10 protein-coding genes are annotated in these 13,100 nt (G+C 44.6%); 3 read left to right on the forward strand and 7 right to left on the reverse strand.

The window, feature by feature from the left end:
- The first annotated feature begins 318 nt into the window (after nt 1-318).
- A complete protein-coding gene (locus MSG36_RS15675) occupies nt 319-1,524 on the forward strand; it encodes a DUF3103 domain-containing protein (protein WP_248368683.1) in 1,206 nt (401 codons plus the stop codon).
- 92 nt (nt 1,525-1,616) lie between these two features.
- Here MSG36_RS15675 and MSG36_RS15680 read toward each other — a convergent pair whose 3' ends face one another.
- Both MSG36_RS15680 and MSG36_RS15685 read right to left on the reverse strand, forming a co-directional pair.
- Nucleotides 1,617-1,934, reverse strand: a complete 318-nt coding sequence (locus MSG36_RS15680; protein ID WP_081090259.1) for a Dabb family protein — start codon at nt 1,932-1,934, stop codon at nt 1,617-1,619.
- Between the two features lie 213 nt (nt 1,935-2,147).
- Nucleotides 2,148-2,387 carry a hypothetical protein gene (locus tag MSG36_RS15685; protein WP_050621184.1) on the reverse strand — a complete coding sequence of 80 codons (240 nt, stop codon included), beginning with the start codon at nt 2,385-2,387 and terminating at the stop codon, nt 2,148-2,150.
- Nucleotides 2,388-2,641: 254 nt separating this feature from the next.
- On the opposite strand from MSG36_RS15685, the gene MSG36_RS15690 reads away from it, so the two are divergent.
- On the forward strand, nt 2,642-3,526 hold the full coding sequence (locus tag MSG36_RS15690) for a LysR family transcriptional regulator (RefSeq protein ID WP_248368685.1): 885 nt from the start codon (nt 2,642-2,644) through the stop codon (nt 3,524-3,526).
- Nucleotides 3,527-3,645: 119 nt separating this feature from the next.
- Here MSG36_RS15690 and tnaA read toward each other — a convergent pair whose 3' ends face one another.
- From tnaA to MSG36_RS15705, 3 genes are all read right to left on the reverse strand, one after another.
- Nucleotides 3,646-5,118, reverse strand: a complete 1,473-nt coding sequence (gene tnaA, locus MSG36_RS15695) for a tryptophanase (protein ID WP_248368687.1) — start codon at nt 5,116-5,118, stop codon at nt 3,646-3,648.
- Nucleotides 5,119-5,884: 766 nt separating this feature from the next.
- Nucleotides 5,885-7,573 (reverse strand): GTPase, encoded by a 1,689-nt coding sequence (locus tag MSG36_RS15700; protein WP_248368689.1) that lies wholly within the window; start codon nt 7,571-7,573, stop codon nt 5,885-5,887.
- Nucleotides 7,560-8,672: a GTPase gene (locus MSG36_RS15705; protein ID WP_248368691.1), complete on the reverse strand. Its 1,113-nt coding sequence runs from the start codon at nt 8,670-8,672 to the stop codon at nt 7,560-7,562. Before MSG36_RS15705 ends, MSG36_RS15700 begins: the two co-directional genes overlap by 14 nt.
- Before the next feature lie 240 nt (nt 8,673-8,912).
- On the opposite strand from MSG36_RS15705, the gene MSG36_RS15710 reads away from it, so the two are divergent.
- Nucleotides 8,913-9,425: a peptide-methionine (S)-S-oxide reductase gene (locus tag MSG36_RS15710; RefSeq protein ID WP_102579483.1), complete on the forward strand. Its 513-nt coding sequence runs from the start codon at nt 8,913-8,915 to the stop codon at nt 9,423-9,425.
- 175 nt (nt 9,426-9,600) lie between these two features.
- On the opposite strand, the gene MSG36_RS15715 is transcribed toward MSG36_RS15710, so the two are convergent.
- Complete coding sequence (locus MSG36_RS15715; protein ID WP_248368693.1) at nt 9,601-11,217, reverse strand: polysaccharide lyase 6 family protein; 1,617 nt, start codon at nt 11,215-11,217, stop codon at nt 9,601-9,603.
- 85 nt (nt 11,218-11,302) lie between these two features.
- A complete protein-coding gene (locus tag MSG36_RS15720; protein ID WP_032555190.1) occupies nt 11,303-13,075 on the reverse strand; it encodes a transporter in 1,773 nt (590 codons plus the stop codon).
- Nucleotides 13,076-13,100 lie beyond the last annotated feature (25 nt).

Below are 13,100 nucleotides of genomic sequence, written 5' to 3' on the forward strand. Positions count from 1 at the left end.
ATAGGGTGTTCCTATAGATCTCCCCCTCTAAAAGCGCCATCAGAAGTCACTCTTCGCAGTCTCTAATAAATCCCCAAATAGGCCAAATACCACTCAGCAGTTAATAATTTCATCATTAAGTTATTGATTGGTTTATAAATTCAGATATATCAAGCCAGCACTATTTTAATATTTTATAAATTGTTTAAATTGAGATCCTGTGCTGCACAACGAGGTAAAAATGACTGCCTAACTTTTGAACACATTCACGTTGCTGATAGGTTAATCCTTATAGGGCAAATGCTCTATTAATGATAAAAATTAAAATAAGGATTATTTATGAGACCATCTATTTCTATCAGTATGGTGCTTGCAACGACAGTGGTTGGCTTCCAGTCTTTTGCGCAAAATATTGAGACAACTGATTCATTAGGTATTGCAGAAAGTAGCGCAGCGCAAAAGCAATCTTTGGCGTTACAAATCAGCGAGCGTTATGCCGATCTTGAGCTTTCTTTGAAGGCTCAAATTTCACAAAAGAGTTTATCCGCACCAATAGACAAACTGAGCTCTTCTCAGCCCTACTCTTCATTTTCAAGTAAGATGCAGAAAGCGGATCTTGGTTATCGCAAGATGAAAGGGATCAATAACTTCAGCGACTCCGTGTTAGAAATTCGCATGGCTGATGAAGCGATGATTGAAGCTTGGAAGAACGGCGAAAAACCGCTATTTGCATTTGAACCATCGGGCGATGACTCGAATTGGCAGTACATTGAAGCGTATGACGTGTACGGACAAGTTCATCAATTAGACGTGTACCAAATGCCAGACGTGCCAGTGTTTGTGGTTGATAGCAATGGTGCGGAAGAGCTCAAAGCCGGCTTAATGGCAATGCAGGCTGAGATGCAGAAGCTAGGCACCACAACGCAGATCAATGCCGATGCTAGCAAAAGCAGCAACAAGGCTCTAAAACAGACCTTTGCTACAAAAGCTAATCGCTCGATGACCTTGTCGGAACCTGAGCCGTTGAATACCACGCAATTAACCAAAATCCGTTTGGCTGTTGACCAAGAACCTTGGATCTCTGGCAAAGCGGAAATCTACGCTATCGTGACGGGTGTCGATTCAAGTCGTTTAGAGCCACAAATAGACCTCGTTGAGATGCCTTATCTGGATTACGACAAACAGACTTACTACCCAAATCAGACCGTTATCTTCTGGCCTCGCTATCGCTGGGGCGCTGCAGATATGATCTTAATGGAGCACGATGATGGAACAGACTATAAAGCGCTGGCAAAACTCTTGGTGCAAGCCGCAGAAGAGATACTGAAGATGATTCCTGATCCAGAAGTTCAGGGTTACGCGATCATCCCTCAGATCACTGGCAAGATTATCGATGTGATTCCTGATGGGGTATTAGTGAATGATGATGACTTCGTGGATGTGTACTACACCTTAATGCAGAACACGCCTTATGTAGATCGTCCGGGCGCAGGCGGAAATGCTGTCGCATCGTTTGCACCAGTCACGATTTCGCCTACAGAGTAAGTCGTTTCTTATTGAGTTAGGGCTTAATCGCTAGGCCCTAACTCTTCATTATTGAAGCTAAGTAAAGCACAAGAGATCTACTCAGAACCTAATTACAGGGAGTAATCAAACACAATGATGTCTTCTAAAAGCGGACGAAACACATCTTTCAGCGCGTCATGCTCTGGGTGTGGAAGGTAATTCTGACGGCCTTCTTCATCGGCGAACGTCATTAACACCGAATGGGTATAACCTTGGTTCTTGTTTTCAGGACTGTCATTTAGCCCCCACTCGACTGCAGTTACCCCTTCAACCTTGTTTGGCATCGCTTCAAACAACATCTTTAGTTTTTGAACCTCTGAAGCCTCTGCGTTTTCTTTAAACTTAATCAGTAAAATATGACGAATCATTCCCGTTTCTTTTCGAGTCATTCCTATCCCTTTTCGAATCGTTCGCTTGCTCGTTTGTCATGCTTAACCAGCACCGAGTCGCGCTCTTAAGTTAGAGGAGAACAAAATGCCACACGTTACACAACATGCCAAGGCTAGAGCACCAGAGTTTATAAAATAACCCAAATCCCCAAACAAAAATGCTGCACCCAAGGGCGCAGCATTTCTCATGACAATGATAAGCACGTTTATACGTTAATCACGACGACCTGTAAGCTGGATCGTCTGGTCTTGATCAACGCTCTTGTGGAATTTTATTCCGCCGTTAGTGGCGTCATTTCTTCCTTCAAGTACTGGCTCAGATTCAACACGCTCAGCCTTTACTTGATTACCTTCGCTTCTCGTCATATCGAGAGTACTCGCATAAGTACCGTCAGCCGCGAAAGCCGTGTTCATAGATAAAGCCATCAATCCAAGTGCGATTAACTTGTTCATACATCACCTCGTTGTATTTCTAATTCTTTGTTCGTTTGGTATCTGTGTTTTTGTTGAAGTAACTTTAGCAATCGAACACGAACCATTCGAGGAAAAGCAAGATTTACCAAATGGAAAATCAAGGGATTAGCGAAGTTCTGACGCTGTGCTGTCTTATCCGTTTTGCACTACCACTATGATATTAGAGTCACATAATTTCTGTACGCCAACCGCACAGAGATTGCTGCCTATAAAAGGAATCATTTGGAGAAAATGTGGACATCAATCTAGATATTCAAAATATCCTCGTCATCAAGCGTATGTATGAACTTCGCAATGTTGGACTGGTGGCGGAGTCGCTAGGAAAAACCTCTGGGGCGATCAGCAAGAACCTATCGAAGTTAAAATTGCAGCTCGACGATCCACTGTTCATTCAAACCAAAAACGGGTTTGAACCCACGACTTTTGTTGAAGCCAACATCGAAAATTTTGAGCAGATCCTCAGCAGTATCGAAGCCATAAAGCATCAAGTATTTTCGCCAGAGACTTACCAAGGCAATATCAAAATCTACGCAAATACCCTGTTCTGGGAACGCTTTGGTTCGAAACTCTTATTTGCTCTGACTAAAGCGGCACCCCATGCTCGCTATTCATTTCTTAGGTGGGGAAGCAATGCTAGGAACAAGCTCATCGATGGTGAGGAATCCATTGCAGTTCACTACTTTGATGAAACCTTGCCACAGTCGATTTCTCAAAAGGCGTTCGGGGAAGGGAAAGTGGTTTTCTTCGTGAGAGACGATCACCCTGCGAAAGACTTTGAGTCACTCGTCAATTATCCAATCGCTCTATTTAAAACACCAGGATGGAATGACAATAAATATCCGGTACTTGAGCGTCTTAGAAATATCGGTTTTCACGTAAACCCACGAGTCGAAGTCGACCACCCTGCGATGATTCATGATGTTATATTCAAATCCGACTATTTTGGTATCACTCTCAGTGGCAGCGTACCAGAAGGCTGTCGCAGTATGGACTTGCCAGAAAAGCTGACCATAGATGTGAGCTATGTGATGAGCTGCCGCCGCTCGCAAAAAGACGCACCTTTGAATCAGTGGTTATTCCAAATGTTGAAATCTACCCTGAAAAACAAACAAGCGTAGTTCAGCTTTTAACGGGTTGAAGGCTTAACTGCCTAACTCTCCTGCCATCCAAAAAAAGAAAAGGCTCCCGAGGGAGCCTTTGATTATATTTCTAGTGACTATTCGCTTATGTTTTTATTTTAAAATGCTTCTTCGAGCGTTTGTTCATTCTTTTTTTCTGTCTGTTTTTCAACGGTTTCAACCTCTTTCAAGCGTGCAGTAAAGTGTCTTAACACCGGCGGTTCATAGGTAAAATCGAGCCCTTTCACTTGCCCGGCATTCTCTTTCACTTTTTCGAATGCTTCGATGATGAAGTCCATGTGTGTTTGTGTGTAGGTCGCGCGAGGAATAGTAAGGCGCAACAACTCTGCAGGGCATGGATGTTGCTCGCCCGTGGCAGGATCGCGACCTTGCAGCAAAGACCCAATCTCAACCGCTCTGATTCCCGCGACTTTGTACAACTCGCAGGCCAAAGCATGTGCTGGGAACTGACCTGATGGAATGTGTGGAAGCAGTTTACCCGCATCGACAAACGCAGCATGACCACCCGCTTGTTGGCACACAATACCTATCGCTTCTAAGCCATCGACTAAGTACTGAACCTGACCAATACGATATTCCAACCAGTCTTGACGCATGCCGTCATAAAGGCCAACCGCAAGGCGTTCCATCGCGCCACCTTCTAAGCCACCATAGGTTGGGAAGCCCTCTTGCACGACACACAAGGTTCGACACTCTGTGTACACATCCATGAAAGCGTCGTCTTTAAAGCACAACAAGCCGCCCATTTGTACCATGGCATCTTTCTTGGCAGACATGGCTAAGCCATCCGCGTATTTGTAAGACTCACGCGTGATCTGTTCGATTGTCCAATCTTGATAACCCACTTCTCGTTGTTGAATGAAGTAGGCATTTTCAGCGTAGCGTGCCGAGTCCATGATCACAGGAATATCGTACTTCTGAGCGATTTCATAAACGGCTTTTAGATTGGCGATAGACACTGGCTGTCCACCAGCAGAGTTACAAGTAATGGTGCTCACAATATAAGGAACATTGGCTGCGCCCGCTTCTAAGATCGCTTCTTCCAGCTTCACCACATCGAAGTTGCCTTTGAAATCCGCGTTCACCGAGGTATCGAACGCTTCTTTGGTATAAACGTTCTTCGCCACACAGCAATTCACTTGGGTGTGACCTTGTGTTGTATCGAAGAAGTAGTTCGACAGCGCGACCATTTTGCTTCGGTCGAGCCCTTTCTCCATTTCACGCTTCTTAATAAGAACCGGAATGTAGATCTGCTCTGCGCCGCGTCCTTGGTGGGTTGGAATCGTCAACTCGTAACCGAAAATATCCTTAACCGCATTCGACAATGCGTAGTAACTGCGGCTACCACTGTAAGCTTCATCACCCATTAACATCGCGGCTTGCATACGCTGAGTAATAGATCCTGTTCCGCTGTCTGTCAGTAAGTCGATAAACACATCATCACTGTCGAGCAAAAATGGGTTCATGCCCGCTTCAACAATGGCTTGTTCACGATAGGCGCGAGTTGTTCTTTTTACTGGCTCGACAACGCGAATACGAAACGGTTCTGGTAGATGTTTGAAGTTTTCCATAATAATACCTTTCAATACATTCCGATCAGGTCGAAATCTATTTTCTTTAGATGTCACGAATCCTCACCATTAAATTAATAGTTCCGTATAAAGACACACAGAAAATTAACAGTGAAAACAAACAAGTTAAATAATGATTTATTAATCAAACCTAAACAGAGGCTAAGATAATTAGCGAGAACGACAAAAAACGAATGCCCTACACGGAATAATAAGTGCGACATTCATACGTTCAAGGTTATCAAAACTGCTGATAGGTATACAAAGCTCACTGCTTTGCTGGCGCGTGACGCCTAGAGGGTACTACTCTGAAGAAAGGTGGAACGAGAGCTGGTGATCTAAGGTATACCAAGCTAACAAGGTTAGCCAAGTTGTTGATTGCCATTTCAGATACATGTTCACAATATATCCCTACGTTGAAATCAAGATGATCCGAAATTTAAATATAGTGCAATTGTTTTATAAATAAAGCTTAGAAAAGTATAAATGTGATCAATATTTAGAATGGTAATTAAATACGATAGCGTGTTATATAAACTGTGAATCACAGCTGTTTATATACTATTAAACTAGTTCAGAGAGAACCTTAATAATATCGAATCTCTTTTACACTCAATACATCTCTAATAAGGGGCGAAGATAGCTGTTTTCTAAAAAAGCCATCTTCTAGAGAGCTAAAAAGCTAAGCTCTAAAACTCGCCGATCTAGAAAAGATAAGTTCTGATGAGTCTCAAACCTCACCAGAACCGTATTCGCAGTGAATGACTTACTTCTTCTTCACGGCTTGCTTGATGGCCATTTCAGCCAGTTTTGGTGTCGCCGCTTTCAATGCGCTGGGTGCCACCTTCTTACCCACTTTGACTGCTTTATTCAGTTGGCCTTTAACCGACGTGCCTCTTTTCATGGCTTCGAAGCGTTGGCGGTTTCTCTGCACGTTATTTGCGTCTGCGATACGCTCAATCAACGTCTGCCTTAAAGTATCTAAACCAAACTGTACCTTTTCAGGCGCAATCGCCAGCGGCAAAGCAATGTCCGGCAGCAGCAGTGTTTGATTATATTCAAGCGCTTGAGCAATGATCTTTGCTTTGGTCGATGTTGGATTCTCTAAGTCATACGGCGGCTGCCAGTCGTCTACAGGCTTTAGTCGGTCTACCTGATTAACAACCGAGACAACTATCGGCTTCTTACGTGAGATGTTCTTCGGATCGTCATAGAAAGCATCAAATCTATCTTTCAACTGCTTATCCAAATCACGCGCAGACTGATTGGCTTTAAGCACCCATAGCACCACATCGGCTTGGGTCATCTCTTTGAGTATTAAGGCTTCGGTTTTAGGATTGCCATCAAGCCCTTGAAGATCAACCACGCGAACATCATTGTCGTCGACAAACGCGTTGTACACCGTTGAAGTGTCGGTTGATGGCAGCACATCCACTTCTGCAACCAACTCTTGCTTGAGTGCATTAATAAGTGAAGATTTACCAGAACTGGTTTGCCCCACCAGCACGATTCGCACGGGTTCTAACTCTGGAGCAAAGCGTTGTTCGTCGAGTTCAGAAACATCAGACGCTTGCAGAGCTTCATCTTCAATACTGAAACGTCCGCTATAGAGGTCAATCGCCACCGCAGCGACTTCATCTAACAAGGCTTGTTTAGCGGCGTATTGCATGTCATCAACCACACCTCTTGTCATCGATGCGGTCGCTTGTTCTCGACCCAAATCGGAAATCACTTTTAGTGGGTTCAAATAGAGGTTTTTAAGGTGATTCCCCCAAATAGCGGCCTTAACGATCTTCTGCCCTAGCTCGCCATATTTGTCATAAGCTTCGTAGCCCGCTTTGATGTAAGAAACCTTGAGATATTCAATGCCGGGTATATGCTCTCGCACGACCAATTTGTATCGTCGGCTTACCTCTTCGAACAGCTTTAATCCTTCAGGAATCGAGAAATCGAGTGATTTCTTATCAAACTTTTTCGCAACGAATTCAAGTACCTCTAAACCGGTTTGGTCTAGGTTACCCCACTCTATGTCGACCATTAATTGTTGGCGTACATGATGTTTTGAATCATTCCAGATCAACAGTTCTTTTTGAGACCAATCAGCCGAAGCCTTAACCAATGCATCGTTGATATCAGCTTTTTTATGCTGTGATTCAGACTCAGAAGCATCCTCACCAAGGTCATCGCTTTCTTTGTTTGAGAAGGGCTCCGTACTTGAAGATCGGCGTGAAGAATCGCGTGAAGAACGACTAGAAATAAACAGAGGAATGGTGAACACCAAGGTACTCACGGCAATGGCAATCGACATTTCGAGTAGGTAACCGTATTTGACCGCCAAGAAGACACCAAAACCCATCATGATAATGCTTGGGAAGATCGCCGAAATCAGGGCAATGCCCCAGCGGCCACTCGATAGCACCGCCAGTAATCGAAATAGGTTTCTAATTTTCTTCATAGCCCGACGCCGCCTTTCCTTTTTTCAGGGATTCTTTGTAGATCTTCTGCATCTCTTGTTCAGACACTTCTTCGCCTTTGTTCTTATGATAGAAGTAAAAACAAGCCGCGCGACCTAAACCATAAGAGGTGCCGAAACTCATTGCCGCTGCAGCCACCGCGCCTACCGTTTGACCATAAACTGGAATCAGCTTTATCAACTGTCGAGTGCCCAGCTTCATTCCGTATTGCAAAGCAAAGCTGCTTCCCAGAGTGCCTATCAACTCACTGAAGACTCTCTTGTTCCATTCGACCCCATATTGATTCGCCAAGCTATGAAGCATTTTGGCTTGAATCGCAGGTACCGATACCAAACCAACACCCGGAATCAAATCGCTCGCCGCGGCACTTCCTGCATACCAAAGCACTTCGTTTTCTACTTGATCAAAGTTAGCTTCTTCTTGCGTGGAATGCTCTTTGTCTTGCACCATCATTCCGATCACCGGAAGAATACTGGTCAGCTTTTCTAACAAGATGTCATAGTTGTAAATTGAACCACTGTTATTGCTCGAGTCATCGACTTCAAAATCGACTGCTACCGATTCAAACTCTTTACCCCAAGTCTTCTCTACTTGGTTAGTGTTGAATTGAATTTGCCTTGTTCGATCTGGTTCACTGTAAGACAACACCGCCGTATGAACCAGCAGCAAGTGTTTAATCTTCTTCTGTTTCTTAATCTGTTTTAGAGCAGTAAGCACGGCGGATTGTTCAGGCTCGTCGGCTTTCATCACAACGACTAACGCATTACCTGCCTGACCAATCTCTTCCAGATCCTCTTTCGCATCGTAATTCGCTTCGCTTAGTCCTCTGGTATCGAGAAAGCGCATCACCGGTTTGTCTTGTGGAAACTCATACGACATCGCCGTCATGGTACAAGGCGCAAAACCATTACCCACTTCTACAGAAGAGTCACCAGTCACCGCTTGAATAAACGATGACTTGCCCGCCCCCGTTTTGCCCAACAGCCACAATGTAGGAAGATGCTTGCGCTGATATTCATGAGCCTGAGTCAAGTCTGGGTTCTTGCTCGGATTAATGAAGTCTTTTATTTGATCAAACATGTTTAGAGTAACGCTCACTTGATGTTGAGATTCGAGTTGATGACAAAGCAATACTGACTTATATAATCACAAATCATATTAAACTTATGTTTGTTCAGTCGCACAGGTTTACAATGCCTAAACGCTTGTTTTTATTTGCGCGCTCATTTTTTATAGACGCTTTTTTATACGTGCGGGTATCATCGTATTGATTCGGGTACCTAACGAACATCAACAAACACAGAGAGCTCAAAGAGAAGTATGGAACAAATTTATTTAGCTGGCGGTTGCTTGTGGGGTGTACAAGAATTTATTAAGTACGTTCCTGGTGTTATCAGCACAGAAGCAGGCCGTGCAAATGGAAGCGCCCAGCCAACAGAGAACAAGACGACTCAAAGCAACGGCACACAAAACGATTACGATGGCTACGCAGAGTGCGTACAAATTGAATTTGATCCAAGTATCACATCAGTCACGATTCTGATGGAACATTTGTTTGAGATTATTGACCCTTATAGCGTCAATAAACAAGGTGTTGATATCGGAGAGAAATACCGCACAGGCGTTTACAGCACTAACGCAGAACACTTAACCGAAGCTAAGCACTATATTTCTTCAAGAGATGATGCCGACCGTATCGCTGTTGAGGTGTTGCCATTGACCAATTATGTTGCCAGCGACGACATCCACCAGCACCACTTAAGTCACTTCCCTGAAGATCACCACTTATGTCATATCCCTTGGGATCTGCTGCATAAGTATAAATCACAGTAGTCTCGACGTAAGATTAAAATAGTCACGACGTAAGATTGAGATGGTCACGATCTAAGATCGAGAAAGCCTCAACAGACATTATCTGTTGAGGCTTTTTAAGTGTTAATAGTCAGGACAGTATCGTGAATTGACTTGATAGCTCAAACCATTAAGCCATTAAGCAATAACCAATAACTTACTTAGTCGTATTCTCAAGCACGTAGTCCGGACCCGCTGTTTCAGCCGTCACGACCGCAAGTTTAGACACGTCTGCGCCTTCACCTTGGTAAGCGTTAATGCCATTTTCTACAACGACTTTTGGTAATTCTACCGAGTAGCCTTCGATCAGTTCAGAATCCGTTACTTGACCTACGTAAGTTTCGTCTGTGTAGGTTGCGCCAACTAATGGGAAATCTTGCGTTGCACGTACACTTACAAACTCAGGTGACAGCGAGTTATCGACCACGTTGTGTTTGAACGCCACATCAACGCCCGCATAAATGCCTTCCACTTCTGCGTTGTCAAACAAACTTACACGGTGGCTTTGGTTGCCGTAAACAATGCCCCACTCAGTGTCGACTAGAGAGTTGTTCTCGATGGTGATGTTTTTCGGCGTCCATTGCTTGTTCAGCTCTTTGCCCTTCACCGATTGATCTAGCTGCTCACCATTCGCTACGTCGATGATGCCCGTGTTAATAACAATACCGCCACGTAGGTCAGCATTGCCTTCAATCAAGCCATCGCGGCCTCGAGTGTTTGCAATGTAGTTGTTACGAATCACATGATCTTCATCGTAGATACGGACGCCGCCCGTTAGGCGCTTTCCATTACCTAGAATCATGTTGTTCTCAACCGTGTTGCCTTTTCCGTGACGCAGTGAAATAAGCGCCGTGCTTTGGAAAATCGTATTGCCTGAGATCGTGTTGTCGCCCGACTTAATCGAGATAAGCTCACGCTCACCATCCATATCGATCATTAGGTTGTTCACGAACTTAGAACTTGAATCCCACTGTGAAGATTTAGAATCACCAATACGGATCGCTTCCCAGCTGTTGCCGTTGTAACGAATCGCTTCTTTGATGTCGAATTCGTTGAACTGGTTAGGCTTTTGATCCATGAAGATGTTATTTGCGATCAGGTGGTTGTCAGCTGTGTCATCTTTTTGTACACCAATCAAAGTGCCGCGTTTTTGCTTACCTTCGAAACGGTTGTTGATGACTTTGCCGTCTTTACCCCATAGAGAAACCCAAAGGTACTTTGGATACTCAGAACGACGCTCGTCTGGCTCGTACGTGTAATCGTGGTTGAAGTAGTAGAATGTTGAGTTTTGAAGCGTATTGCCATTACCCATCATACGAACTGCACCAAAGCGTTCGTTAGGGCCGCCTTCAGTAAATACCAAGCCATCAAGCGTGATGTCATCGCCTTTCAGTTCAAACTGAATCAAGCCCGTGATCCACGCAGAACCTGCTCGCTCTGCCTTGATAGAGATGTCATTCGCCGTAATCGTTACTTGACCTAAGTTCGCGTATTTACCGGCAGGGATAACCAATTCATCGCCATCTTTTAGGTTTTCAAATTGTGCTTTAAGCGCAGCCACTTGTTCTTCTGAAGCAACGGCTAAAGTGTCGCCATCGACCTCAGTTAAGCGGTCACTGCTCAATAGGTAACTACGGTCGATTTCGCTAATAGCTGGCGTAGCTTGTTCAGCGACACTGACTACGGGTGCTGTTTTCTCTTGTGTTGTACACCCAGTTGCAAAAGCAAGCGTGAACGCGCTAATAATGCTTACCGATAATAGTTTTTTGTTCATCGTACATCTCACATTAAAGTTTGGATTATAAAAATGACGACCACCCGTTAAGGTGGCCGTGATGTTATTTAGGATGCGAATTAGATTAGCCTTCGGCTGGAGTTACTTCGTCTTGTTGCTCGACTTTGTCATCGACTGCTTTAACAAGTAACAGACCAACAGAGAACACAATCAAGCCACACAGAACGAATACCATGCGTCCCCACATTGGGTTAGGCAGTACGAACATTGTCATTACGCCCACCCCCGCAACTGCGATAAGTGAACCCAACATACGACGTTGCTTGTTATCCAGTTTCTTCTGCTCGTTACTTTCAGCAACCAATGGTGTCGCTAGGTTGTTGAAGAACTTGTCTACGTCTTTCTCACGGTGCTCAGCAAGAGGCTTGTAGAACAGTGTTGAAAGAACAAAGAAGCCAGCAGTAAATACGATGTGACCGATAAGGCCGATAGCCACTTTCAGGTCAGCCCACTCACGACCTGTTAGTTCATTTAGACCGAACCAGTTTTGAATCATGTCCGCTGTGATAACGAAACCAACGAAGTAAGAAACTACACCACCTACAACTAGCGTACCCCAACCTGCCCAATCCGGTGTTTTACGGATGAAGAAGCCACAGAATGCTGGAATTGTCATTGGGAAGCCGATCAATGCGCCCACGTACATCATGGTGTCGAAAAGGCTCAGACCTTTAAGAGAGTTGATGAACAGAGCAACCAAGATGATCGCGATGCCGAAGAAAGTAGACGTTAGCTTAGAAACAACCATTAGCTCTTTCTCTGTCGCTTTAGGGCGAAGAATCGGCTCGTAGAAGTTCTTAACGAAGATACCTGAGTTACGGTTTAGACCTGAATCCATTGAAGACATAGTCGCAGCAAACATAGCGGCAATCAGAAGACCAACCATACCTGCAGGCATGTATTCTTGAACAAAGTAAAGGTAAGCGAAGTCAGCGGCTTTGCTGCCAGCTTCTGGGTAAGCTGCTGCTAAATCAACACCTTGACCAGCCATGAACCAAGAAGGCATGAACCAGATGATTGGACCAAGCGTCATTAGTACACAGGCAAGCAGTGCCGCTTTACGTGCGTTGTTTGAGTCTTTCGCAGCAAGGTAACGGTAAGAGTTAAGCATGTTGTTGGTAATGCTGAACTGCTTTAAGAAGATGAACACAGCCCAGATGCTGAAGATGCTCATGTAGTTCAGGTTATCACCCGTAATGAATGAATCTGTTGGGAAGTCGTTAACGATCTGCGTAACGCCGCCACCGTGGTAAATAGCAACCACTGCACACGTCACCGTTACCGCCATGATGATAACCATCTGCATAAAGTCAGATGCGATTACCGCCCAAGAGCCGCCCGTTACTGACATCACCAGTACAACCAGACCCGTTAGGACAATCGTCGTTGTCATATCAAAGCCGAAGATACCCGATGCGATGATCGCAAGGCCATTCAACCAGATACCTGCAGAGATAACGCTGTTTGGCATGCCAGACCAAGTAAATACTTGCTCATTCACCTTACCAAAACGCATACGAATCGCTTCAATTACCGTCACAACGCGCAGTTGGCGGAACTTCGGAGCGAAGTAAAGGTAGTTCATTAGGTAACCGAATGCGTTCGCGATGAAGATAATCGCTACGGCAAAACCATCGGTGAAGGCTTTACCAGCTGCACCAGTAAATGTCCAAGCACTGAACTGGGTCATAAATGCGGTTGCACCTACCATCCACCACAGCATATTACCTCCCCCACGGAAGTAATCACTTGTCGTACTTGTAAACGTTCGGAACATCCACCCTATCGCAATTAAGAATAGGAAGTAGATGCCAACTATCAGGGTATTGAGTTCCATCGTTAGACCTTTTATTTATGTTTTT

The organism is Vibrio sp. 1CM8B, from assembly GCF_023161685.1.
Lineage (GTDB): Bacteria > Pseudomonadota > Gammaproteobacteria > Enterobacterales > Vibrionaceae > Vibrio > Vibrio coralliirubri.

Coding starts and splice junctions, on each gene's coding strand:
- MSG36_RS15675 (WP_248368683.1), top strand. CDS start 319: ATGAGACCATCTATTTCTATCAGTATGGTGCTTGCAACGACAGTGGTT.
- MSG36_RS15680 (WP_081090259.1), bottom strand. CDS start 1,934: ATGACTCGAAAAGAAACGGGAATGATTCGTCATATTTTACTGATTAAG.
- MSG36_RS15685 (WP_050621184.1), bottom strand. CDS start 2,387: ATGAACAAGTTAATCGCACTTGGATTGATGGCTTTATCTATGAACACG.
- tnaA (WP_248368687.1), bottom strand. CDS start 5,118: ATGGAAAACTTCAAACATCTACCAGAACCGTTTCGTATTCGCGTTGTC.
- MSG36_RS15700 (WP_248368689.1), bottom strand. CDS start 7,573: ATGAAGAAAATTAGAAACCTATTTCGATTACTGGCGGTGCTATCGAGT.
- MSG36_RS15705 (WP_248368691.1), bottom strand. CDS start 8,672: ATGTTTGATCAAATAAAAGACTTCATTAATCCGAGCAAGAACCCAGAC.
- MSG36_RS15710 (WP_102579483.1), top strand. CDS start 8,913: ATGGAACAAATTTATTTAGCTGGCGGTTGCTTGTGGGGTGTACAAGAA.
- MSG36_RS15715 (WP_248368693.1), bottom strand. CDS start 11,217: ATGAACAAAAAACTATTATCGGTAAGCATTATTAGCGCGTTCACGCTT.
- MSG36_RS15720 (WP_032555190.1), bottom strand. CDS start 13,075: ATGGAACTCAATACCCTGATAGTTGGCATCTACTTCCTATTCTTAATT.